This window comes from Pseudomonas sp. GW822-FHT03F04 (assembly GCF_058801405.1).
Map to the genome: position 1 here is coordinate 594,371 of NZ_JBXANF010000003.1, position 25,351 is coordinate 619,721.

At 62.2% G+C, this 25,351-nt stretch carries 16 protein-coding genes; 7 read left to right on the top strand and 9 right to left on the bottom strand.

Features of this window, described 5'->3' with window-relative positions; genetic code table 11:
• Positions 1–7: 7 nt before the first annotated feature.
• From AC1RMX_RS09350 to AC1RMX_RS09360, 3 genes are all read right to left on the bottom strand, one after another.
• Positions 8–7,306, bottom strand: a complete 7,299-nt coding sequence (locus tag AC1RMX_RS09350) for an Ig-like domain-containing protein (protein WP_493071575.1) — start codon at positions 7,304–7,306, stop codon at positions 8–10.
• Positions 7,307–7,358: 52 nt separating this feature from the next.
• Complete coding sequence (locus tag AC1RMX_RS09355; RefSeq protein ID WP_096823018.1) at positions 7,359–8,195, bottom strand: sulfotransferase family protein; 837 nt, start codon at positions 8,193–8,195, stop codon at positions 7,359–7,361.
• Between the two features lie 145 nt (positions 8,196–8,340).
• Positions 8,341–9,936 carry a glycosyltransferase family 39 protein gene (locus tag AC1RMX_RS09360; protein WP_493071577.1) on the bottom strand — a complete coding sequence of 532 codons (1,596 nt, stop codon included), beginning with the start codon at positions 9,934–9,936 and terminating at the stop codon, positions 8,341–8,343.
• A gap of 242 nt (positions 9,937–10,178) precedes the next feature.
• Here AC1RMX_RS09360 and AC1RMX_RS09365 point away from each other — a divergent pair, with 242 nt between their 5' ends.
• The 7 genes from AC1RMX_RS09365 (at position 10,179) to AC1RMX_RS09395 (ending at position 18,036) form a co-directional block, all read left to right on the top strand.
• Entirely contained in the window at positions 10,179–10,766 is a 588-nt protein-coding gene (locus tag AC1RMX_RS09365; RefSeq protein WP_192559447.1) for a phage tail protein, read from the top strand.
• A 56-nt stretch (positions 10,767–10,822) separates the two neighbouring features.
• Complete coding sequence (locus AC1RMX_RS09370) at positions 10,823–11,134, top strand: DUF6916 family protein (protein WP_096823021.1); 312 nt, start codon at positions 10,823–10,825, stop codon at positions 11,132–11,134.
• Between the two features lie 178 nt (positions 11,135–11,312).
• Positions 11,313–13,382, top strand: coding sequence for a type VI secretion system Vgr family protein (locus AC1RMX_RS09375; RefSeq protein ID WP_493071579.1), 2,070 nt, complete (start codon positions 11,313–11,315; stop codon positions 13,380–13,382).
• A complete protein-coding gene (locus AC1RMX_RS09380; RefSeq protein WP_493071581.1) occupies positions 13,379–14,227 on the top strand; it encodes a DUF4123 domain-containing protein in 849 nt (282 codons plus the stop codon). Before AC1RMX_RS09375 ends, AC1RMX_RS09380 begins: the two co-directional genes overlap by 4 nt.
• The gene (locus AC1RMX_RS09385) at positions 14,224–15,000 is read left to right on the top strand and encodes a hypothetical protein (protein WP_096823024.1); all 777 of its coding nucleotides are present in this window, start codon (positions 14,224–14,226) and stop codon (positions 14,998–15,000) included. Before AC1RMX_RS09380 ends, AC1RMX_RS09385 begins: the two co-directional genes overlap by 4 nt.
• Positions 15,001–15,012: 12 nt before the next feature.
• Positions 15,013–15,837 (top strand): hypothetical protein, encoded by an 825-nt coding sequence (locus AC1RMX_RS09390; protein ID WP_255261979.1) that lies wholly within the window; start codon positions 15,013–15,015, stop codon positions 15,835–15,837.
• A gap of 12 nt (positions 15,838–15,849) precedes the next feature.
• Positions 15,850–18,036: a lipase family protein gene (locus AC1RMX_RS09395; protein WP_493071584.1), complete on the top strand. Its 2,187-nt coding sequence runs from the start codon at positions 15,850–15,852 to the stop codon at positions 18,034–18,036.
• 1 nt (position 18,037) lies between these two features.
• On the opposite strand, the gene AC1RMX_RS09400 is transcribed toward AC1RMX_RS09395, so the two are convergent.
• The 6 genes from AC1RMX_RS09400 to AC1RMX_RS09425 form a co-directional block, all read right to left on the bottom strand.
• Complete coding sequence (locus AC1RMX_RS09400; RefSeq protein ID WP_096823026.1) at positions 18,038–18,535, bottom strand: GNAT family N-acetyltransferase; 498 nt, start codon at positions 18,533–18,535, stop codon at positions 18,038–18,040.
• An 11-nt stretch (positions 18,536–18,546) separates the two neighbouring features.
• Positions 18,547–20,643 carry a site-2 protease family protein gene (locus tag AC1RMX_RS09405; protein ID WP_102620537.1) on the bottom strand — a complete coding sequence of 699 codons (2,097 nt, stop codon included), beginning with the start codon at positions 20,641–20,643 and terminating at the stop codon, positions 18,547–18,549.
• Positions 20,644–21,963, bottom strand: coding sequence for an efflux RND transporter periplasmic adaptor subunit (locus AC1RMX_RS09410; protein WP_493071587.1), 1,320 nt, complete (start codon positions 21,961–21,963; stop codon positions 20,644–20,646).
• On the bottom strand, positions 21,960–22,739 hold the full coding sequence (locus tag AC1RMX_RS09415) for an efflux RND transporter periplasmic adaptor subunit (protein WP_096823029.1): 780 nt from the start codon (positions 22,737–22,739) through the stop codon (positions 21,960–21,962). The genes AC1RMX_RS09410 and AC1RMX_RS09415 overlap by 4 nt, the downstream gene beginning before the upstream one ends.
• Positions 22,740–22,822: 83 nt before the next feature.
• On the bottom strand, positions 22,823–24,274 hold the full coding sequence (locus AC1RMX_RS09420; protein ID WP_493071589.1) for an efflux transporter outer membrane subunit: 1,452 nt from the start codon (positions 24,272–24,274) through the stop codon (positions 22,823–22,825).
• On the bottom strand, positions 24,271–25,341 hold the full coding sequence (locus AC1RMX_RS09425) for an HlyD family secretion protein (RefSeq protein ID WP_493071591.1): 1,071 nt from the start codon (positions 25,339–25,341) through the stop codon (positions 24,271–24,273). Before AC1RMX_RS09425 ends, AC1RMX_RS09420 begins: the two co-directional genes overlap by 4 nt.
• Between the last annotated feature and the right edge of the window lie 10 nt (positions 25,342–25,351).

Below are 25,351 nucleotides of genomic sequence, written 5' to 3' on the forward strand. Positions count from 1 at the left end.
TGTGTTGTCAGGCCGGCATTTCGCTGATGCCGACCTGTTGCAGAGCCGCCGCCAGGTTGTCGACCCGGTGCTGCTCGCTGTCCTTGATCTGTTGCAGTTGCTGGCCCAGGGTCGGCGCGCCGAACACACCGCGCAGGCCCTGGGACACGTCGCCGCCCCGGATCGAGTGGCTGTCGAAAGCGTTCAGCGAACCACGCTCGGCGGCGCTGTCCTGGTTGAACAGACTCGACAGCGTGCTGCTGCCGAATACCCCGCCATCACCGCCGCCGAATCCGAGGAAGCCATGGCCGGAACCGTCACCGCCGCTGTCGCTGCTGGTGAAGACCTGGGCAATGAAACTCGGGCTCAACGCACCTTGGTTGATGAAAATATCGCCCAGCGGACGGATGCCGTCGCCGATCACCCGCTGTTCGAACAACGGTGCGAAAGTCAGCGGTGAACCGAGGTTGCCGGTGGGCGGCATGAAGACGATCGGTTGCAGCGGGACGTTCGGCGGTGGCGGCTGCACGACCGGATCGCTGCTGCGGAACTCCGGATCCGGCGTCACCACGACTGACGGTGAAGTCGGTGACACTGCCGGCACTGTGTTGATCACGTAATTGCCGGAACTGCTGACACCACTGCCGCTGTTTCCGGACAGATCGCTGACCCCGGTACTGTTGACGCTGATCGCATTGCTGGCGCTGTTGACGTTGGCGTTCGGCGTCAGGGTCGCGGTCCAGGTCTTGCCGCCGTCGCTGCTGCTCAGGTTGGACAAGGTGCCATTGGCCACGCTGAGGTCCGACAGATCGAAACCGGTCACCGCTTCGTTGAAGGTGATGATCACCTGCGACGTCTGGCCGACGCCCAGGTTCGGGTTGGCGACCACTACCGTGGCGGTCGGCCGCTCACTGTCGAGGGCATAGTTATTCGACACCGCCACCGTGCTGCCGGCGTTACCCGCCAGGTCGGTGACGTTGCTGGTGTCCAGGGCAATGAAATTGCTTGGGTCGGTGACATTCGCGGTCGGCGTGAAGGTCGCGGTCCAGGTCTTGCCGCCATCGCTGCTGGTCAGGTTGCTCAGGTCACCGTTGGTCACGCTCAGGTCGGACAGGTCGAAATTGCTCACTGCCTCACTGAAGGTGAAAGTCACCGTGGTGCTCTGGCCGATGCCCAGATGCGGGTTGGCGACCACGATGTTCACCGTCGGCCGGGTCGCATCGAGGATGTAGTTATTGGAGATGGCGATGCTCGCGCCAAGGTTGCCGGCCAGATCCTGGACACCTGCGGTGTCGATCAGGATCAGGTTGGTCGCGTCGTTGACGCCGGCTGTTGGCGTGAAGGTCGCCGTCCAGGTCACGCCGCCGTCGCTGCTGGTCAGGTTCGACAGCGCACCGTTGGCGACGCTGATGTCGGACAGGTCGAAGCCGCTCACCGCTTCGCTGAAGGTGATGGTCACGGTGGTGGTTTCACCGATGCCCAGCCGGTTGTCGGCGACCACGATGGTGGCGGTCGGCAGCGCGGTGTCGATGGCGAAGTTGTTGGAATCGGTGTTGCCGATGCCACTGTTGCCCGACAGGTTGGCCACCCCGGCGTTGTTCAGGGTGATCAGGTTGGTGGCGTCAGAGATATTGGCCGTCGGCGTGAAGGTCGCGGTCCAGGTGATACCGCCGTCGCTGCTGCTGACATTGCTCAACGTACCGTTGGCAATGCTCAGGTCACTGTTGTCGAAACCACTCACCGCTTCGCTGAAGGTGATGGTCACCAACGAGGTTTCCCCGGCCTTGAGCGAAGTGTCGGCAACCACGATGGTGGCGGTCGGCACCAGGGTCTGCACCTGGTAGTTGGCCGAACTGGTGGTGCCAGTGCCGGTGTTGCCGGCCAGGTCGGTGATGCCGGTGTTGTTCAGGACAATCAGGTTGGTGAGGTCGGTCACACCGATGTTTGGCGTGAACGTGGCCGTCCAGGTGATGCCGCCGTCGCTGCTGCTGACGTTGCTCAACGTGCCGTTGGCGACGCTCAGGTCGGAATTGTCGAATCCGGTCACGGCCTCGCTGAACGTGATGGTCACCAGCGACGTTTCACCCGGCCGCAGGCTGGAGTCGCTCATGACAATGGTCGCGGTCGGGCGCTGACTGTCGACCGCGTAGTTGTTGGAGTCGGTGGTGCCACTGCCGGCGTTGCCCGCAAGGTCGGCGATGCCGGTGTTGTCCAGCGTGATGATGTTGGTGGTGTCGGTGATACCGGCCGCCGGGGTAAAGGTGGCCGTCCAGGTGATGCCGCCATCGCTGCTGCTCACCGCACTCAGCGTGCCGTTGTCGATGGTCAGGTCGGCATTGGTGAAACCGGTCACCGCTTCGCTGAAGGTAATGGTCACCAGACTGGTCTGGCCGACGCCGAGTGCGGTGTCAGCCACTACGATAGTGGCGGTCGGGCGCACCGTATCGATCGAATAATTGTTCGAATCGGTGGTGCCGCTGCCGGCATTGCCCGACAGGTTTTGAACACCGGAGTTGTCCAGCGTAATCAGGTTGGTGGCATCGGTGATGTTGGTGGTCGGCGTGAAGGTGGCCGTCCAGGTGATGCCGCCGTCGCTGCTGCTGACGGCCGACAACGTGCCGTTGGCAATCGTCAGGTCGGCGTTGGTGAAACCGGTCACCGCCTCGCTGAAGGTAATGGTCACCAGCGAGGTCTCGCCGATCTTCAGACTGGGGTCGGCCACGATGATGGTCGCGGTCGGCAGCACGGTATCGATGGTGTAATTGGCCGAGCTGGTGGTTCCGCTGCCGGCGTTGCCGGCCAGGTCGGCGACCCCGGCGTTGGCCAGGGCGATCACGTTGGTGGCGTCGTTGACGCCCACGTTCGGGGTGAACGTCGCCGTCCAGGTGATGCCGCCGTCGCTACTGCTCACGGCCGTCAGCGTACCGTTGGCAATCGTCAGGTCGGCGTTGGTGAAACCGCTCACCGCTTCGCTGAACGTGATGGTCACCAGAGAGGTTTCACCGGCGCTGAGGTTGCTGTCGGAAAGCACGATGGTCGCGGTCGGGCGCTGGCTGTCGATCGCATAGTTGTTGGAATCGGTGGTGCCGCTGCCGGCGTTGCCCGCAAGGTCAGCGATGCCGGTGTTGTCGAGTGTGATGATGTTGGTGGTGTCGGTGATACCGGCCGCCGGCGTGAACGTCGCCGTCCAGGTAATGCCGCCATCACTGCTGCTGACGGCCGACAACGTGCCGTTGGCGACGGTCAGGTCGGCGTTGGTGAAACCGGTCACCGCTTCGCTGAAGGTGATGGTCACCAGGCTGGTCTGGCCGATGCCGAGCGCGGTGTCGGCGACCACAATGGTGGCGGTCGGACGCACGGTATCGATCGCGTAATTGTTCGAATCGGTGGTGCCGCTACCCGCGTTGCCCGACAGGTTCTGTACGCCGGTATTGTCCAGGACGATCAGGTTGGTGGCGTCGTTGATGTTGCTGGTCGGCGTGAACGTTGCCGTCCAGGTGATGCCGCCGTCGCTGCTGCTGACCGCCGTCAACGTACCGTTGGCGATGGTCAGGTCGGCGTTGGTGAAACCGGTAACCGCCTCGCTGAACGTGATGGTCACCAGCGAGGTCTCGCCGATTTTCAGTGAGTTGTCGGAAATGATGATGGTAGCGGTCGGCAGTACGGTGTCGATGGTGTAGTTGTTGGAGTTGGTCGTGCCGCTGCCGGCGTTGCCCGCCAGGTCGGCGATGCCGGTGTTGGCCAGGCCGATCACGTTGGTCGCGTCGTTGACGCCCACGTTCGGCGTGAACGTTGCTGTCCAGGTGATGCCGCCGTCGCTGCTGCTCACCGCCGTCAGGGTGCCGTTGGCAACCACAATGTCGGCATTGCTGAATCCGGTCACCGCTTCGCTGAAGGTGAAAGTCACCAGAGTCGTTTCACCGGCCGTGAGGTTGCTGTCAGCGACCACGATGGTCGCGGTCGGACGCTGGGTATCGATGGCGTAGTTGTTGGAATCGACGGTGCCGCTGCCGGCGTTACCGGCCAGGTCAGCGATACCGGTGTTATCCAGCGTAATCAGGTTGGTGGCATCGGTGATGTTGGCGCTCGGGGTGAACGTCGCGGTCCAGGTAATGCCGCCGTCGCTGCTGCTGACGGCCGACAACGTGCCGTTGGCGATGGTCAGGTCGGCGTTGGTGAAACCGGTCACCGCTTCGCTGAAGGTGACGGTTACCAGCGAGGTTTCGCCGATTTTCAGAGCGTTGTCAGCCACCACGATGGTCGCGGTGGGACGCTGGGTGTCGATCGCGTAATTGTTTGAATCGGTCGTGCCGCTGCCGGCGTTGCCGTTCAGGTCAGCGATGCCGGTGTTGTTCAGGGTGATCAGGTTGGTCGCGTCAGTGATGCTGGCGGTCGGCGTGAACGTTGCCGTCCAGGTGATGCCGCCATCGCTGCTGCTGACCGCCGTCAACGTGCCATTGGCGATGGTCAGATCGGCGTTGGTGAAACCGGTCACCGCTTCGCTGAAAGTGATGGTCACCAGCGAGGTTTCGCCGATTTTCAGAGCGTTGTCAGCCACCACGATGGTCGCGGTCGGCCGCGCGGTGTCGATGGCGTAGTTGTTCGAGTTGGTGGAGCCGCTGCCGGCGTTGCCGGCCAGATCGACGACCCCGGTGTTATCCAGGGTGATCAGGTTGGTGGTGTCCGTGATGCTGCCGGTCGGCGTCAGCGTGGCGGTCCAGGTAATGCCGCCGTCGCTGCTGCTCAGACCGCTCAGGGTGCCATTGGCCACCGTCATGTCGGCGGTGGTGAAGCCGCTGACCGCTTCGCTGAAGGTAATGGTCACCAGCGAGGTTTCACCCGCCGCCAGATTGGTGTCGGCAACGACAATGGTCGCTGTCGGCCGCACGGTATCGATCACGTAATTGGCCGAATCCGTCGTGCCGCTGCCGGCGTTGCCGGCAAGGTCAGCAATACCGGTGTTGTCCAGGGAGATAAGGTTGGTGGTGTCGGTGATGCTGGCGCTCGGGGTAAATGTTCCGGTCCAGGTGATGCCACCGTCGCTGCTGCTCACCGCCGTCAATGTGCCGTTGGCGATGGTCAGGTCGGCGTTGGTGAAACCGGTCACCGCCTCGCTGAAGGTGAAGGTCACCAGCGACGTATCGCCGATCTTCAATGCCGTATCGGACATCACGATGGTCACGGTCGGCCGTGCGGTATCGATCGCGTAGTTGACGGAATTGGTCGTGCCGACGCCCGCCACGCCGTCGCTGATCGCGGTCACCCCGGTGTTGTCGAGGGTGATCAGGTTGGTGCTGTCGGTAATGTTGTTGGTTGGCGTGAAGGTCGCGGTCCAGGTCAGGCCGCCGTCGCTGCTGCTGACCGATGTCAGCGTGCCGTTGGCGATGGTCAGGTCGGCGTTGGTAAACCCGGTGACTGCCCGGCTGAAGGTGATGGTCACCAGCGAGGTTTCGCCGATTTTCAGGGCTGTGTCCGACATCACGATGGTCGCGGTCGGTGGTTCCACATAGGCGGTATTGAGCGTGCCGCCATTGTTGTAGATCGCCGCGAAGGCCAACGGTACAGAGCCCGTCACGCCGCCGCCCAGTTCCGTACCGCCGGCGCCGCTGCCGGCCGCGTTGCCGCTGATGGCGCTGAAGTTGGCGGCGGTGATCAGTACCGTGCCGCCCTGGTTCCAGATCGCACCGACACCCCGACCGCCGTCGCCGCCGTTCAGGTTGTTGCTGCCCTGGCCGCTGCCGCCACCACCCCCGCCGCCTGCACCGATGTTGTTGCTGATGACCGAGGTGCCGACGATTTTCAGGGTGCCGGTCGAGGCGTTGTAAATGCCGCCGGCCGCGTTGCCGCCGACGCCGCCGACCTTGTCCCAACCGGAGCCGCCACCGCCGCCGCCAATGGAAATGGTGCCGTTGTTGGCCGTGCCGCCGTTGCCGCCGTTACTGTAATAGGACACGCCCACACCGCCGGCGCCGCCGGTGGTGGAGCCGCCGCGGCCACCCATGTGCGTCGCGTCATAGCCGCCACCGTAGCCACCGACACCGCCGCTGCCAGCCTGGCCGCCCAGCGTACCTGTGCCTGGCCCGGCCGTGCCGCCATGGCCGCCGCCCTGACCGCCTAGGCCACCGCCACCGCCGCCACCGCCGCCGTAGTTGGCGCCCGTGACACCGCCGCCGCCGCCACCGCCGGCCGCCGCGTTACCCGTGACCGAAACGTTGTTCAGGGTCAGGATGCCGGCGTTGAAAATCCCGCCGCCCATGGCGCCGGTTGCGCCATAGCCGCCATTACCACCGTTGCCCGAGACCAGGCCCCGGGTGATGACCAGGCCATCGAGCGTTACCGTACTGCCGGAGGTGATTTCCACCACCCGGGTCTTGTACTGGCCATCGAGCGTGACGTCGGCGACACCGTCGTTGTTCAGGTCGCCATCGACCGTGATGTTCTTGTTGATCAACAACTCCGAAGTGAGCTGCACCGTCATGCTGGTGCCGAAGGTCACGATGTCGCCGTTCTGCGCCGAGGCCAAAGCTGCTCGCAGCGAGCCGACCCCGGTGTTCGCGTTGTTGGTGGCGGTCCAGGTGGCGAGGCCCCACTGGTATTCGCTCATCGACAGGGTCGACAGCACATTGGCGCTCTCGATCTTGCCCGTGGCGATTTCCAGATCCCAGTCGCCGCCCACACCGGTGCGGTTGTTCGATGCCGCCACGTCGCGGCCGGTCAATTGCGCCAGCGAGTCGACGAAGCTCAGGCCTCGGTCACCCTCCGCGGTGTAGCAGCCGTAAATGAGGATGTCGCCGCCGACGTTCATGTCCTTGCCGATTTCCGCCAATACCGCGCTGCGCTGCGCGACGTTGTCCGCCGACAGGTAACTGTTGCCGAGCCACAAGTCACCGGCGTTGCCGTGGGCGATGATCTGCACCGAGCTGACGCCCGAGTGCTGGTCGAGGTAATCGGCGATCTGCTGCAAACCATCCTTGCTGGCATCGAGCTTGACCACTTGCGTGCCGGGAGCGACGCCTTTGAGCAGGCTGTCGGCATCCTTGACCCGGGCATCGACGAACACCACGCTCTGGCCCGGTACCGCGACAGGGCTGGCGGCAGGCGTGGCATCGGCCTGGCCGTGGGTGTCCTTGCTGGCCACCGGATGATCGGCCGTCGGCGCCTTGGCTGCATCGGCGGTGGGGTGGCTGTCGGCCTGGGCGGCTGTATCAGCGACAGTGGCCGCGACGGCGCCGTCGAACAGCATGCGTGGTTCCAGCGACATGATCAGCGGCGCAGCCAGCGTCCGTTGGCCTTCGGTTACCCGCGACTTTTGCTTGCTCCACCACATGTTGCTCACCCGGACTCGAACAGTTGTAACGCATCAATGAAAAACGCCGCGATCAACTGATCGCGGCGTCGGACTTCATACGAATGACATTGGCAGCGCTGGCTGAGCCATCGAGCCAAAAGGACAAATCGGCGTATTGCTTGAACAGGTCCGGCGGCAGAATCGTGCGCCGGGACTGCAGGGCGACCTTGGGTTTGACCTTGTGCAGGCCGGCCACGCCAAGGGCCTGGTCGAACTCTGGCGCGTCATAGGCCAGGTGTTCGAAATCGTGTTCGAACCAGGGTTCGCCAATGAAGTCGTAGACCAGCCGCAGCACGCGCTCCGGGGCCTGGGTCAACAAGTCGTAATCGACGATCAGCAGCGAATCGGCGTGCTCGCCGTAATAGGCTTCCTTGAGCGCCGCCCAGGCGAATCCCACCAGGCGGTTGCGCTGGGCCAGGGTTTCGCAGCGGCTGTAGACCGTGTTGCGCTCGACGGCATCGCCGAACAGCTTGGTGTTTTCATAGGGATTGGCGCGGTACAGCCGTTCCAGGCTGTCCATCACCCAGGCGACGTTGCGCACGCAGGCAATGACTTTGGCTTGGGGAAACAGATCGCTGATGGCCGGCAGGCGTGAGCTCCACTGCCGATTGGTGTCGAACACCACCGGTTTGTCGGCCTTGTCGGCGTAGTAGGAGTCGAAGAGCCCGCGCAGCAGGCGACGGCGCATCTCGGTGTCTATCACCGCGCCGAATTCGCTGCCGGCGCTGCATTGTTCAAGGACACCGGAGAACAGTGCACCGACCGGGCTGGTCATGCCGGCATGAAAGCGCGGGTTCTGCAGAAGGATCGCAGAAAGCAGGGTCGAGCCCGAGCGCGGCAAGCCGGAGATAAAGTGGAACTGCTGCATCCCTTCACCGTATTTGTAAGTCCTTTTGTCCCACGAGCGTAGTCCAACAATACCCTTTCGACTAGTAGTGTTTTGATATCAAAATAGAGCAAAACGGATTATTAAAATCCGTTTTTATCGCGAATAAAAAGGTGAAGCGTTTAAGTCATCTGGCTTCTGTTCCTTGCGCTGTTTTCAGCGAAAAAAGTCGCGCTTTCGCTCCACCGGCGTGGGTCTGATCACGCAATTCCCAGGCCGGCGGCAAGGGTACGAATGGATCGGGTACATCCACGTCCAGATCACCGATCAGCCAGACTCGAGCGCTGTCCTTCGGCAGGTCCCCCAGCCGATCCAGATAGACCTCATCGGATACCAGCGTGCCGAAACCATAGTGGTTCGGACGCGTCGAACGGCCATCGGCGGCGGGCGGTGTATACAAGCGGATCTGGGCATCCGTGCGGTTGTAGTAGACGTAGCTCAAGTACCAGAGCATGTCGCTGGTGACGATCCGGTCGCCGCTGACGAAGTGGCGGTTGATGTGATCGACCATGACATTGAACTGGTCGTTCGGATCGACCGTGGCGTTGGTGTTCACCCCGATCATCTCGACCCCGATCAGCGATACCAGCACCGCTATCGCGAGCACACGAACATGGCTGTACAAACGATCGATGGCCAGCCCCGCCAGCATCGGCAATCCCAGCGCATAGGCTGTCAGATAACGCTCGATAAACACCGGGCTGATGAAAGACACCGCGAACACCAGCAACAACGGCACACCGGTGTAGAGCGCCAGCAGCACACTGCCATGATTCACGCTGCGGTCGCGGGCAACGGCCACGCCCGCCAGCACCAGCAAGGCCAGCGGCACACCGCCGAACAGCAACAGCGGAAGATGGTCACCATCGTTCTGGATCAACCACAGCCAGATCATCGACGGCAGGGAAGACAGGGTCACCGGATCTTCCCAGCCGACATCGCCACCGGCCTTGAGCTCTTCCATGTGTTGCATCAGACCGAGCAGGTTCGGCAGCCACGGCAGGTAGAGCACGACAATGGCCAGGTTGGCCAGCCACCAGTCCTTGCGCTGGAGATGCCGCAGGCGATAACCCGGCAGCAAGCGGATCAGCCCCAGATACAGCCAGTGGCTCAGCGCAGCCAGCACGGCAAAATAATGGGTGTACAACGCGGCGGTCATCAGCAGCGCATAGATCAGCAGATACCGGCGACGCTGCGGGCGCCTGATCCAGCAGATCAACGCCAGGGTGGTGCCGATCAGCAGCAGGCCGAGCAGCGAGTACATGCGCACTTCCTGGCTGTAGCGCACCGCCGTCGGCAGCAGCGCCAGCAGCACCCCGGCGATGATCGCGGCGCGGCGGGTGGCCAGACGGTCGACCAGGCACACACCCAGCCCGACCGTGGCGATGCCGGCCAGGGCGCTGAGGCTGCGGATCGACAGGATGCCGTCGCCGAACAACCCGATCCAGCCATGCAGCAGCATGAAGTAAAACGGCGGATGCACATCGAACGCCGCATGCTCCCAGATGCCGCCCAGCGAATAGTTCGCCAGTAGCAGACTTGAGCCTTCGTCACCCCAAATTGCGGCAGCGGTCAGGTCATAAAAACGCACGACCGTCGCCAACAGCAAAATCGGTATCAGCCACTGCTGGCGAGCCCAGCGCAGCAACCGCCGGACACCGGCATTCGGTGCGGTAAACGGGTCCTGGGAATCCCCCAGCGGAGTCTCGCGACGCGCTTCCATCAACCTTCCCTTACGGTATTCCGAGTAAAAAAACAGCGCCATTCATTGCGCACACTGTAGGCCAGAGCTGAAGCCGACGCGCGGCCACGACGACGTCCGGCAAGTCCGTCGATCCGGGTCTACGCTACGGCTTGGCGTGACCTGCCCGCGCAAATGGAAGGAGTCAGTAAAGCGTTTCGACCTGCCCGGCAGTAGAGGCTACCGCGCGGCGCGCCGACCACATAACAGAAGGATGAGGAACCATGGAAGTCTTTATGGGTACGATTCAACCGTTCGCCTTCAACTTCGCTCCCAGCGGCTGGGCCTTGTGTAATGGACAAATCCTGGGCATCTCGCAATACCAGGCATTGTTTGCCTTGCTGGGTACCTACTACGGCGGCAATGGCACGACCAACTTTCAGTTGCCCAATCTGCAAGGGCGCACGATGGTCGCTCAGGGGGCCGGACTGGGGCTGACGCCGCGTGTCATCGGTGAAGTGTCCGGTACCGAAAGTGTCACCGCCACCATTGCCAACATGCCCAATCATACGCACGCCATGACCGGTCTCACCGCCAATACGGCCTTGAAACTGGCCGTACCCGCGAGCAATCCGGCGACCACGCCAACCGCCACCAACTCCTACATCGGCGCCTCCGGTGGCGGCCCAGGCTCGGCGAATATCTACTCCGACGCCCAAGGCGCCACGCCGATTCCGATCAAAGGCCTGACCACCACCGTCACCGGGGACATTTCCTCCACCGGCGGCAGTCAGCCGCTGGGCATCATGAACCCCTTCCTGGTCCTCAACTTCAGCGTTGCCCTGAACGGCCTCTTCCCTTCGCGCAACTGAACAACCGCCGGGGGCTTCGGGCCCCCGGCCGTTTCTCTCGTCACTGGAGTCAGACCATGCTGCAAGCGGTTCAGATCCAACACGCCCAGGCATTGCTGGGACAACAACACACGCTGCACCTGCCGGACGGCACAGCGCTGCCGATTCAGATCGAATACCTCGAAGAAGTCCCTGCGGCGAAAACCCGCTTCAGCGAACGCATGCCCTTCTGCCTTGAATTCAACAGCCTGGTGCCGACCGAGTTTGTCGACGGTTTGTGCGCACTGGAACTGCCGGAACTCGGACGGGTAGAGGACATCTTCGTGTCACGGGTGCCGGCGATGGGGCGAGATCCGCAATTGGGCTACTTCTGTATTTCCTTCAACTGATGCGCTACCGGCGCCCTACAAAATCTGCGCGAAGCCCTGTAGGAAAAAGATGTAGGAGCAGGGCCAGACCCTTGTAGTCCGGGCACTTCAACCCATTTTATTGGGAAACGTCCGACATCATTTCCCGGATGACCTTGATAGCGTTGTTCCGAATCCGTCACAGGACAAGGAACAACGGATGTTCAATGCCAATGCTCGTTTTCGCCTCACGACCGACGATTTTAAACACGATTTTCAGGTGCTTTCCTTCACCGGCACCGAAGCCGTCAGCGAACCCTTTGCCTTCAAGGTCGAGCTGGTCAGCACCAGACCGGATGCCGATCTTCCAGGCCTGATGCACCAACAGGCCTTTCTTGCTTTCGATGACCAGGGCCACGGCATCCACGGACAGGTCCAGCACATCGCTCGGGGAAACATCGGCAAGCGATTGACGCGATACAGCCTGACCCTGGCCCCTCGGCTGGCCAATCTGCGTCATCGCGTCAATCAACGGATTTTCCAGAACCTGAGCGTGCCACGAATCCTCGCGCAGATTCTCGAAGAACACGGCATTCACGCTGACCTCTACCAGTTCAAGCTCGGTGAGCCGTTGCCGGATCGTGAATATTGCGTGCAGTACAACGAATCGGACCTGCACTTCATCCAGCGCCTGTGTCAGGAAGACGGCCTGCACTACCACTTCCGGCACAGCCTCGACAGGCACCTGCTGGTATTTGGCGACGATCAGACCGTGTTTCCCCGCCTCTCTCGGCCAACACGCTTCAAACCCCACAACGCCATGGTCGCCGACAGGCCGGTGATCCAGCGTTTCGACTACCGTCTCGAAACCCGGCCCAACCATGCCTCCAGCCGCGCCTATGACTTTAAAAAGGCGCGGATGGCGCTGGAAGCGGATGCCCGAAAACCTGATCAACACCTTCAGCCAGAGCTTGAGGTGTACGAGTATCCGGGACGCTACCTCGTCCGCGAGCACGGCAAGCGGTTGGCCCGGCGGGCCCTGGAGCGCCAGCGCGCCGATGACTGCCTGGGCGAAGGCGACAGCAACGAACCGGCGCTGGTGTCGGGACATTTTCTGTCACTGACCGAACATCCCGATCCGGCATTGAACGACTTGTGGCTGCTGACCGAAATCCGGCACGAGGGCAAGCAACCGCAAGTGCTGGAGGAAACCGGCAGCCACACGCCACTCAGCCCGGAGAAGGACTTCATTCAGGGCTATCGCAACCACTTCAAGGCCACGCCCTGGGAGGCGATCTACCGCCCGCCGTTGCGCTTTCGCAAACCCCGCATCGGCTCGACCCAGACCGCTGTGGTCACCGGCCCGGAAGGCGAAGACATCCATTGCGACCGGTATGGCCGGGTCAAGGTGCAGTTCTTCTGGGATCGCGAGGGCCGTCATAACGACAAGAGCAGTTGCTGGCTGCGGGTGGCCTCGGGCTGGGCCGGCAATGCCCATGGCAGCGTGATCATCCCGCGCGTAGGCATGGAAGTGCTGGTGACCTTTCTCCACGGCGATCCCGACCATCCGGTGATCAGCGGCTGCCTGACCAACAGCGCCAACCCGATGCCCTACGAGCTGCCGATGCACAAGACCCGCAGCGTGTTTCGCTCCCGCAGCTCGCCGGACAGCGCGGGATTCAACGAGCTGATGATCGAAGACCGCGCAGGCCAGGAACAGATTTACCTGCGCGCCCAGCGCGATCTTCAGCTGAAGGTCGAGAACGACAGTCATCTGGAAATCGGCAACCAACGGCGGGAAACCGTCCGGGGCAACAGCTTCAGCGTGCTGCATGCCGAGGAACACCGCACCGTCGCCGGTGATCGCAAGACCCGGCTCAAGGCCAGCGACTACCTGCATGTCGGCGGAAGCAGCCACATCAAAACCGGTCAATCGCTGACGGCCGAAGCCGCCGGGCAAATGTGCTTCAGCGCCGGCGAACATCTGGTGCTGGAAGCCGGAAAAAGCATCAGCCTGAAGGTCGGTGGCGAGCATTTTGTCCTCGACCACAGCGGCCTTTACGGCAGCAGCGACCTGCTGATCGGCGGCGCACCGGTGCCCTCGCTACGAGCCCCGCTGTTGCAGCCCGACGGTATTGAAGACCTGTCGGCTCCCGCACCTTTGCCGCCATTGGTCGCACCCTCGCAACAGGCATTGATGACCGCCAGCAAAACCCTGGGCGCGGATTTCTGCCCGATCTGCGAAGCCTGCCGCACAGGTGCGTGCCCGATCCCGGAGGCTGCCGCATGACCGACGCCCTTGTACGACGCTGGCTGATCGAACAACACCGCGCCGGTTGCCTCCTGTGCCTGGTCCTCGACTCGCAGAACGAGCGCGACATGCGCCAGCGCTGGCTGAAAAGCAGCCGTTACGAGCAATACGCCAGCGTCTACGGCGAAACCGTAGTCGCCGAACTGGCAGACACCGGCCCGTTCCTCTTCACCTTCGATCAACCCGACGACCGTCGTCTCGACGCCCTGCTCGACAGGCCGGACAGCCATTGGGGATGGTTCGCCAGCCTGGGCAAAGATGAGCTGAAGACCTGGGTCCGGCACTGGCAGGACCGGCTGATCGTCGGCGCCCGTCCGCATCAGGCGCTGTACCGCTTTCACGACAACCGGGTGCTGGCCCGGGCGCTGGAGCATCTACCGGTGGATGCTTTGCCGGCGTATCTGGGGCCGGCGATCAGCGTTTGCCATTGGCAGGGTTCGCACTGGCAGATGACCGACAACCCCGCGCCGGGCAGCTACCCCGTGCCGGCCGCACCACCGTGGCTGCAACTGCCGATGCCTGATGAGCATGCCATGGCGATTCGCCTGGCCAATGCCCACCGCTTTCTGCTGGCCGAACATGTAAAGGCTTATTCCGCGCTGGCGTGCGCTCAGGATCCGCACATCTGGCTGCGTGAACGACTGGAACTGGCCGAAACCTGGGACTGGCTGGCGCCGGAGCGGCTGGAGTTTCTGCTGGTCCAGAGCCTGCAAACTCCGAATCCCGCGCCCCATTGGCAAGCCCGACCGGACGAAACGCCGGATGAACACTTTGATCGGGTTTACCAGCTCTCGAAGCACTGGAACGGGGAGACGCCATCATGAAAATTCCGCTCAAAAGCCTCGGTCTGATCGGCTGTTTCGCGGCACTGGGAGGCTGCAGGACCGAACCGCCCAACACCTTCAAATTCACGGCAGAGTTACCGCCAGGGTTCGCCTATGAGGCTCTCGCAGAATATGAGCCGATAAATAGTAGTGAAACCTGCAAAGCCATAGACCTTCGCAAGACAGCCAACAGATTCAACAGGAACTGGCGAGAAAAGTACGAGCCTGTTTCCGAAATTGTCATCCGAAAGACCATCAATGGTTGCCCGATGGTTATACGTCGAATTGATCTGGACATCAGAGCCGCCTATGGGAAGGACTGGAGCGACATCAGCGCTGATAGTGCAGCGGTTGTTATACGGTCTGAATTGGACGATCGCTACAAAGGCACTTTCAACGAACGGGGTTTAAGCACCTTCTACGGTCAATGCCAGTGGCTTTTTCGCACCTCCGGTAAGCCGCGAATTTTAAGAAAACTGCTCGACTGCAAGGAAACCGATGCTCTGGGTACGCCAGAGCCGGGGCGCCCGTTTTCGGCATACACCCACGATCAACTTCCGGGCAAAACCGTGAGGATGAAGATCAAGCTAGCAAGGGAAGAACAACCTTACATCAGAGACACATGGGTCAAGTTTCCAAACGGCTGGAAACGGTGCATGGGTGACAACTTTGAGGATCAGTACGCCTTTTGTTACGGCAACTACACCGACTTCAGCACATTCAAAATGCCTGATGGCCGCGTCTGCACTATTTATCCAAGTTGCACGGAGTAAGGAGGGCTCGCCATGGAATTATTTGAAAAGGATCTGCAATCTCCAACACTGCCCCCCGCGACGATCAGACTCGCGATACTAAATGTGACTTTGATGGGTTGCCTTGCCCTCATCGCAGGCTGCAAAACCGAACCGTCAAATTCATTCACTTTCACAGCCGATTTGCCACCGGGTTTTACCTATCAGGCTTTTGTCGAATACACACCCGCCAAAGACGAAACGTGCAGCGTGCCGGACCGCAGAAAGACAGTCTCAGCACACAATCAGAAGTGGCGTGAACGGTATGAACCAACCTTTGAAATCCCTATTCGCCGGACGATCAGTGGCTGCCCGATGGCGATACGCAGAATCAGCCTCGATATCAATTCGGTCTATGGAAAATCTCGCGGCGACTTCAGTGCAGACAGTGCCGTAGTCGCCGTTCTTCCTGATATCGAGGAACGCTACAAAAACAGCTTCGACAGCCGGGGCGAAAGCACCTTCCATGGCCAATGCCAGTGGCTGTTTCGCACCTCGGGCAAGCCGAGAATCCTGCGAAAAATACTCGACTGCAAGGAAACCAATGCTCTGGGTACGCCAGAGCCGGGGCGCCCGTTTGCGGCATACACCCACGATCAACTTCCGGGCAAAACCGTGAGGATGAAGATCAGGCTGGTGAAGGAAGAGCGGCCAGGATGGAGGGACACGTGGGTGAAGATGCCGAATGGCTGGAAGCGATGCCTGGGTGATGGATATGACGATCCGCATGCCTATTGCAACGGCAATTACACCGACTTCAGCACATTCAAAATGCCTGATGGCCGCATCTGCAGCATTTACCCCGCCTGCACCGAATAAGGAGCGTTCAACATGTCATCACTCGAGAAAGAACTTCAATCTTCACTGGGTAGCCGCATGCTGTCTTGCCCGGAAAGCGGAAGATGGACCAGTTTTCAGCTGATCGATGAATCTGGCTCAGGAGCGCCGTATGCCGGGCTCGCGTATATCGCAACGGATTCAGAAGGGATGAAATACAACGGGCATCTGGATCCCGCAGGCATCGGTAAAGTAGAGAGCCATTTTGCCGGGCCGATTGCCCTTTTGTTCAGCCAGGAATATGAAGGTACAGAGAAGCTTTACAAGGATTTGCAGACAAGAATTCACTACCCTCTTCCAATCACAGACCTTCAGGTACGCGCCGAAAAAACTCGTTATCTGAACCTGAATGCCACCCGCACACGGGAGCGACCCGAGATCGCAGACGGCTCAGACTACTTTCAAGTCGAAGTCCGCCATCTGGTGAGATATGCCTCGCATCTGCCACCCGAGGTTTATCGCGATTACCCCCTCGATTCCGGGTGCGCGGCCATCATGCGTGAACACGGAAAACTTGGCGTAGCGCTGATGCCGCAACGTCACACAGTTCTTGAAGTGCGCCCGCTACGCGCGTTGCGTCCGATGTTATCCACAGCTCAGGAATTCTGTGCACTCAATCTGTACCAGCTTTCATTGATGGCGACCTTGAGTTACTGCCCCTTCGGCCAGAAACCGGAAACCGTTCCGATCAAAGAAAATCGGGTCACCTTTCCTTTGCATCCCAGCGTGGGCAATTGGTTTGGCGATGCCCTGGCCAAATCCGACGAACTATGGAGGGTCGACTCAAGTCAAATCAAAGCCTATTACCCTCTGTACGAAGACGTGCCGTATTCCAAACGCCTGGAAATCGTTCCATTCGACTCGGATCTGTACGAAGTGAATGACCCGAAGAGGATGGAGTCGCAAGAACATCCAGCCAAGGTTCATTTCCTTGATGACAGAAACGAAGGAAATGAGTCTACAGACACCCAAGCCTTCATCACCCACAACGACGAACTGATCCTGATCGCCGTGCGCGGCACTGCCGAGATAATCGCCGACGGTCTACGTGATGCAGACGCCCTTCAAGTGCCGTTCAAGGAAGGCGACGGCCAGGTACACCGAGGATTTTATGAAGCAGCGCAGAAAGCCTACGACTTCACCGTCAAATACCTCGAAAAGTTCTACACCGGCCAGAACCTCCTGATCTGCGGCCACAGCCTCGGCGGCGCTATCACATTGCTGCTGTCCGAAATGCTTCGGCGCCGGCCCGAGGGCTACAACATCCAGCTCTACACCTACGGCGCTCCCCGCGCCGGCGACGCGGATTTCGTGAAGGCCGCAGCCGATCTCGTGCATCACCGCATGGTCAATCACAACGATCCGGTGCCCAGCGTGCCCGGCAGCTGGATGAACACCAAGGCCGACATCTACGGCACCGGGGCGGCGCTGACGTTCGTCAATGTACCGGTGGGTCTGTCGGTGTTCGTCGCCGGTATCACCAATTGGACCGGAGAAGCCTACGACCATCACGGCAGCCTGCGGCACGCCATGCCGGTCGAGTTCGGGCGTGGGCAAGTGTCATCGATCCTGTGGAAACCAGGTTGCGACACCATCACCCAGCACGCCGCATGCGATGTAGCGATTCGACAGCGGCACGGTCTGCCGGATCGGCCGACGTTGCTCAAACAGATCTTCGACGCCGGGCACCACTCGATGACCGGGGCGTACATTCCGGCGTGCTGGGCGGCGTTGCGCCGTTGGCAGGAGGCGCTGGAGGCAGGGCGCTCACTGGTCACCGATCAGGAATACGTCTTGGTCGAGAAAGCGCTGCAACGCATCACTTTACAGCTACGGGACAAGCGAAATGATTTGTCGAGTCGTCCGGACGCCTACGTCCGCGCGAGTGAAAAAGCTATCGAAGCCTTGAGTCGAGAGGTCGATAAAGTGGAGGCCACCCGCAAACGTCTGGAAATATTCCGGCATCAACGTGTCATCGCCCAGGACGTTTACGGGCGACTGGCAGAACAACCGGAACGACTCGCCGAAAGCCTGCCGCGCTGGAAGGCCCACCCGGAGAATCTCGTCGCACATCAACTGGCCATGGCGCCGGACGCCGCCGAAGAGGATCCGCTGCTGGCGACGCTCTACGGCCACAAGATCGGCGCGCCGCACACCTTTGATATCGACTCGGTCATCTGACTCAACCCTGTGGATACCACACCAACCGCTCCGCCGCCGGATTGCGCTCTTCCACCGCGAACCCCAGCGCCAGGTAATGCTGGCGTGCATGGGGATTGTTGGCCCAGACCACCGTCGTCACCGGGCAGCGGACTTGTTGCGCGGCCTTTTGCACGCCTTGCAACACCGCACGGCCGTAACCCTTGCCCCGGGCCTGGGGGATGAAGGCGATGTACAACACGCGGATTTCGTTGGGGCCGAAGTCAGTGCTCAACGCGCCGATGGCCGTGCCGAGTTTTTCCACGACGTAGTGCATGGCATTGGGATGGTTTTCACCCACACCCTGCTCCTGCACCTGAAATTGCTGCGCGACCACGTGCTGCACCACCTCTTGCTCGCCGTCGATCCATTGCAGATCCGGGCGCGCCGACTGATAGAGGCTTTGCAAAAACGGTCCGTCGGTGGCTCGTGAAGGCCGCACCACCAATCCGTCTGCCGACACTGCTGCGTTGTCCGCCATGTTCACGCTCCCTAGAAACCGCTTTCCCTGACCCCCAGCGCCGCCAACCGACGCCAGGCCACGCCGAGCACCGACTCGCCACTGCCCTGCAACACCACCACACCGCGCAACGGTTGCACCGGCGTCGGTGGCTGATCCAGCGTAGTCAATCGCGCGCCGTATTGCGCCTGCACCGGTTCCGCCCGTTGCTGTTGATCGCGGCGCACGGCAATCGGCCCGTGGTGATCGGACGTCAGCGCTTCCTGGTCGACATAGGCCACGCCATTGGTATCGATTTCATCGAGCTTCACGGTGATCGCCGGGTGCATCGGATCATCGGCGATAAAGCGCCCGGTTGCGCCCGGTTTGACCCGCCACAGTTCAGCTTCGGCGACATAACCACGCAGGCGCGAACCGTCCTCGACCACCCGCGCCAGCGCATCCTTGCTCGACAGCCAGCGGCCCGGTGTCAGGTTCGGCAGCAAGTCACGCACGGTGCCGGCATGGGGCGCACGCAGCAGCAGGCGTTCGCGACGGGCGCTCAGGCCACGGTATTCCGCCACGGCTTCGGCGAGGCGTTGCTCGACGATGCCGGCGTCGGCAGCCGTTTCGCTGCGACCGGCCTGACGACGCATCAGCAACTGTTGAATCTGGATTTCCCGGCGGACGATGGCCTGCCGCGAATCAAGGTCCGGCGACTCAAGCTCGATCAGCACGTCGCCCTGAGCGACCTTCTGGCCGTCCGTGACCTTCACCGTTTTGACCCGCGCCGCCACCGGCGCGTGCAACGCACTGGCTCGACCGCCCTCAAGCATCGTCGGCAGTTCGACCGCGCTGCGCCACGGCACGATCAGCACCAGCAGCAGACCCAGCACCGCCAGGCTGCTGAGCAGCACACGGGGGCCATGCGCCTGTTCGCGGCGGCTCCACCACTGGCGCCACTCACTCATGATCGGCAAAAAAATGAACCACACCAGTTCCACCAGCATCAGGAAGATCCCCAACACCTTGAAGAACAGGTGATAGACCGCCAGCGCGATCCCGAAAAACAACGCCGCACGCCATAACCATGAGCCATACCCCCAGATCAGCAAACGCCGTTGCATCGCCGGCGACCAAGGCTCTGGCGCCGGTGCGCCATAGCCGAACAAGAATTCACGCAGGCGCCAGCGGCAAAAGGCAAAGGCCCGGCCCTGAAGGTTGTCGACTTCCCACAAATCGCTGAGCAGAAAGTAGCCATCGAAACGCATGAACGGGTTGAGATTGACCACCAGCGTGGTGATCCAGGTTGCACTGGCGAGCATGAACGCCGCCGTGCGCGCCGGGCCGTCGGGCAGCAACGACCAGACCAGCAACGCGATGCACGCCAGCAGCAATTCCGCCATCACCCCGCCAGCGCCGATCAGCAGCCGCGCACGTCGGTCATTGACCCGCCAGGCATCGCTGACGTCGGTGTAGAACATCGGCAGCAAGACCATGAACGCCACGCCCATGCTCTGCACCCGACACCCGGCGCGCTTGGCCATGAACGCGTGGCCGAACTCATGGCAGAGCTTGGCGAAGAACAGCGCAACACCAAACGAAATCGCCCCGCCGAGGCTGAACAGGTGCGGAAAGGTGCCGACAAATCGCTGCCAGTCCCGCGAGACCAGAAACACCCCGAGCGCCAATGTCGCCGGCAAACCGAAGCGCAACACCCTTGGCCCGAAGCGCTCCAGCCACGGCCATGCCCGATTGAGAAACGCATCCGGTCGCCACAGTGGAATGCGGAAAAACAGGTATTGATGCAGCAGGATTTTCCACAGGCTCTGGCGTTGCGCGAGGGCCTTGAGCTGGTAACTGGCGCGTTGCTGATCGTCGAGGGCGCTGATCAGGTCATGCCCGCGCAGAAACGTCAGCAATTGCTCCAGCTCGACGCCGTCCAGCGGCAAGCCGGGTTCGCGGTTGGCGGCGCGCAGCACTTGCTCGGGATCGCCCAGCGACCAGTGACGCAACAGGCGCATCGCCGCGGTGCCGAGTTTGAAATAGCGCCCGCGCACCGGGTCGGCCAGGGTCCAGCGCGGCGAACCGTCCAGTGCCGGCGCCGCAGGCGACAGTTGCAGGTCGGCACGCAGGCTCGGCAGGTTCATTTACAGGCCTACGCTCTGGCGTAGACCGGCCAGCGGGCGGCGCAGCAGATACAGCGCCAGCGGCGCGCGGTCGCCGAATATCTTTGCCGTGCCACGCAGGCCGATACGCGGTGGTGCGTCGGTGAAATTCGCATCCAGCCGATAGGCCAGTTGGCCGCCGGCGGTGGGCTGCGCCTCATAAGCCGAACGCTCAAGTCTGGCGACATGGCGTTGCAGCGGATCGCTGTCGAGGAACAGCGCAATGTCGGCGCCCGGCTCCAGCGAAATCGCATCGCCTACCGCCAGTTCGATGCGCAGTTCGGCCTGGTTCGGGTCGGCGATTTCCATCAAGCGCTCGCCGGTCTGCACCGGTTTGCCGGTCCAGCGCTCGGCGTCGGCGAACACCGCAATACCGTCGCGCTCGGCACGCACTTCGGTGCGGTTGAGCAGTTCGCGGGCGTAGTCACGTTCGGCGCGTTTCTGTTCGACGCGGGCGGCCAGCAGATCCACCCGTGAACTGGATTCGGCGTCGGCGAACGAACGTTGGGAGTTGGCTTTCAATTCGGCTTCGGCCACCCCGAGCGCGCGTTCCGCGACATCGGCCTGGGCCTTGAGGGTGGTGCTTTCGAAACGCAGCAACAGATCGCCGCTTTTCACGGTTTGATTGGGTTTGACCAGAAACTCGGCGATCACCCCGTCCACCGGCGCCGCGACCACACGACCGCCCTGCGGCACCACTTCGGCCGGGGCCAGCACCGACTGGCGCACCGGGATCAACAAGCCAAGCAACAACACCGCGACCAGCGCCACCTGGCGCTTGCGAGTCCAGCGCAGCCGCCACGGCTTGCGCGGTTGCAGCGCCAGCCAGGCGTGGCTGTAGGTGTCGCCCAGTTGCGATAGCAGCACTTGTTCGGATGGATTCCACGGTACGTCGCGGGCCAGCCACAAACCGCCGAACACCTCGCCCTCGCGGTCGATCAACGGCAGCCAGAACACCTGAGCGGCGGACAGGCTGCGCCAGTCGGCCTGGATCGATTCGCCCACCCGCTCAGGCGCGATCACCCGCGCAACCTTCAACACATCCTGCTTGAACAACTGCGCCACCGCCTGCTCGACGAACGCCACGAACGGCGCATTCGGTTCCACCGCGCTGACGCCGGTCACAGCCTGCACCTTGCCGGCGATCAGCAATGCCGCATGGCGATAACCGAACAGCGACTGCCCGTCATTGACCAGGCTGTAGGCCAGTTGCGACGCATCGCGGGCGGCGCGGGTCTGCCGTTCGAGATCAAGAAACCGCGCGAACACCTGCTCGGCGGCTCCGCTCACCGGGGCGTTCACTTAAGCTCCGGAAAACGCGCGGTGCCGCTCATGCCGGCGAGCAGGCCTTTGGCTTCAGGGAGTGTTGCGACCAGCAACAGGGTCTGACTGCCTTCATCGATCCGCGCGCCGAGGCGTTTGACCGTGGCGTCGATTGGCTGGCCGGTCTCATCGGGGACGAAGCTGAACGTCTGGCCGGGCTTTAGCCTGGCCATCCAGCGCGAGGGCACCAGCAGATGGATTTCCAGCGTGCGGTTGTCGACCACATCGAGCAGCGGAGCCCCGGCCGACACGCTTTCGTAGCGTTGCACCTTGCGCTCGACCACTTGCCCGTCAAACGGCGCAACCACGCTGCAGCGTTTGACCTGAACTTGATAAACCTGAGATTGCGCCTGAGTTTCGCTGACCTTGGCCTCGGCCCGGGCCACCTCGAAACGCCCGACGGAATTGAGCGCCGCCAGTTGCCGGTTGTGCGCCAGTTCTTCACCGGCGCCACGGCTGGCGGCTTGCGCGGCATTCAACTGGGCCTGATAGGCCGAACAGTCGAACCGCGCCAGGGTATCGCCCTTCTTGAACGACTCGCCCTCGCTGAACGGCAACTCGACAATCCGTCCGGACAACTCGCTGGCCAGCGTCGCCTGATCCCGAGCCCGCAAAACACCCCGTGCTTCGCTGCTGGCCGACGCATTGGCCGCCCCGCCACTATCCTGCAGCGGATCGTCTGGCGCGGGCGTTTGAGCCTGAACTGCACACGTTACTAAGGTCAATCCGACAACCCAACCACGAAAACGCCGCATAACCGTTACTCCCTGACGGATGCTCGGAGTCTACGACAGCGGGGGTTAGCGTCAAGCGAAAGGCCATCATTCAAGTGCGAGAATCAACGCTGCGCCATCTCCCCCACCGGATACACCGACTCCCATCCCCCGCCCAACGCCCGGTACAACCCGACCATCGCCAGTGAAACGCCGGTGGAGCTTTCCACCCATTGTTCCTGGGTGGCGAGCAGTGCGCTTTGCACGGTCAGGACGTTGACGAAGTCGACCACGCCTTCGACGTATTGCTGTTGTGCGGTGCGCAGGGCGATCTGGTTCTGGCGCACGGCTTCGGCGAGGCTGTCGCGGCGGCGCTGGCTGGCGTTGTAGGCGGTCAGTTGGTCGTCGATTTCGTGCCAGGCGCGCAGAACGGTCTGTTGATAACCGATGGCGGCTTCCTGCTGCTGGGCTTCGCGCAGTTGCAGCACGCCGCGCAAGCGGCCGCCGTCGAACAGCGGCAGGCTGAATTGCGGGCCGATGCCGAAAGCACGTGAGCCCCAGGAACCGAAATCGCTGAGCTGCATGGCTTGCGAGCCGAGATTGCCGGACAGGGTGATGCGCGGATAGAAATCCCCCTTGGCCACGCCGATATTGGCGGTGGCGGCATGCAACCGGGCTTCGGCCTGGCGGATGTCCGGTCGGCGCTCGGCGAGTTGCGACGGCAGGCCGATGGCGACTTCCAGCGGCGACTGTGGCACCGGCGCGTCTGTGGATAACTCTTTACTCAGGGCTTGCGGCGGTTCGCCCATCAACAGGCTGATGGCGTTGATCAGTTGCGCCTGACGTTGCTCCAGCGCCGGCAGCCGCGATTCGATGGCCGCCACTTGCGCGGCCGCTTCGGCGACGTCGAGATCGGTGGCCACGCCGTCGTTCAACCGCAGTTGCGAGAGTTTCAGGCTGTGCCGCGCGACATCGAGGTTCTGCTCGGTGACGGCGCGGGTGTTCTGCACGCCGCGCAACTGAATGTAGTTCTGCGCGGTGTCCGCGAGTACCGCCAGCAGCACGCCGCGACGGTCGTTTTCCGCGACTTCGAGGTTGGCATCGGCGGCTTCGGTCTCCCGGCGCACACGGCCCCAGAAGTCCAGTTCCCAGGAGGCGGAGAAACCGGCGTCCCACAGGTTGAAGGCGGAATCGCCGTTGTGCCCGGACGGGTCGCTCAAGCCTTCGCCGCTGTTGCGTTTGCGGGCATAACTGCCGCTGGCAGCAGTCGTCGGATAGCGGTCCGCGGTGATCACCTGGCGGGCGGCGCGGCTTTGTTGCAGGCGGCTGCTGGCCAGTTGCAGGTCTAGGTTGCTGCTCACGGCGCGCTGGGTCAGGGCTGAGAGTTGCGCGTCGTGAAAAACCTCCCACCAACGCTCGTTCAGGGGTTCGCTGACGGCCTGGCTGGGGGCGGACCTGGACGGTCTTGCCCAGTCGGCAATCTGCGTGGCTTCGGGCTTCTGAAAGTCCGGGCCTACGGTGCACGCCGCCAGCGTCGACAGACTGAGAACAACCGTCAGAGATTGAAAGCGCTTCATCGCTGCGTCACCTCACGCACCGACGCCGCCGAGCTTTTGGTATCAATGCTCGCCTCCACCGACATCCCCACGCGCAGGCGCTCGGCCAGCGGCTGGCCCGGTTCCAGCAAGATTTTCACCGGAATCCGCTGCACGACTTTGGTGAAGTTGCCGGTGGCGTTGTCCGGTTTCACGGCGGCGAAGGTCACGCCGGTGGCCGGGGCGATGCTTTCGACGCGACCGCTCAGGGCTTCGCCGCCGAGACTGTCGACCCGCACTTGCACGTCCTGCCCCGGCTGCACGTCGGTGAGCTGGGTTTCCTGGAAGTTGGCGACCACATAAGCCTGCTTCAACGGCACCACCGCCAGCAGTTTGCTGCCCGGTGTCACATAGGCGCCGACCCGTACGGCGCGCTCGCCGATCATGCCGTCCTGAGGCGCGGTGATGCGCGTGTAGGACAGCTCGAAACTGGCGATTTCCAGCGCCGCCTGTGCCTGTTTCAGACTGCCTTCGGCGGCATCGCGCTGCGCCGTCAGAATCTCGACCTGTTTGCGTTCCGCGGCCAGTTTTGCCGTGGCCGTGTCCAGCCGCGCAGAAGCCTGATCGATCCGGGTGCGTGCCTGCTGCGCGTTCTGCACAGTGCCCGCGCCGACGCCGGCCAAGTGGTTGTAGCGGTTCAATTCCTGCTGGGCGAAGGCCATTTCAGCCTTGGCCGAAACCACCGACGCCTGCGCCTGAGCGATCACCGAGGTCTGCCGCTCCAGCGTGGCCTTGGCGTTTTGCAATTGAGCGCGGGCGACCACGGTGTGCGCATCGGCGGCTTCGGCGGCGACACGCAGGTCTCGGTCATCAATCAGCGCCAGCAACTGCCCGGCCTTGACCTGTTGGTTGTCTTCCACCAACACCTCTTTGATGAACCCCGCCACACGCGGCACCACCAGGGTGAAATCGGCAGAGACGAACGCGTCGTTGGTGTTCTGCTGAGTGCGCTTGCCGAACAGGCCCGGCATCGCCAGATACACCAACACACCGACCGCCAGCGCTGCGGCCACAGCCACCGCGAGTTTTTGCTTTGCTTGAGTCGTCATAAAAACCTTC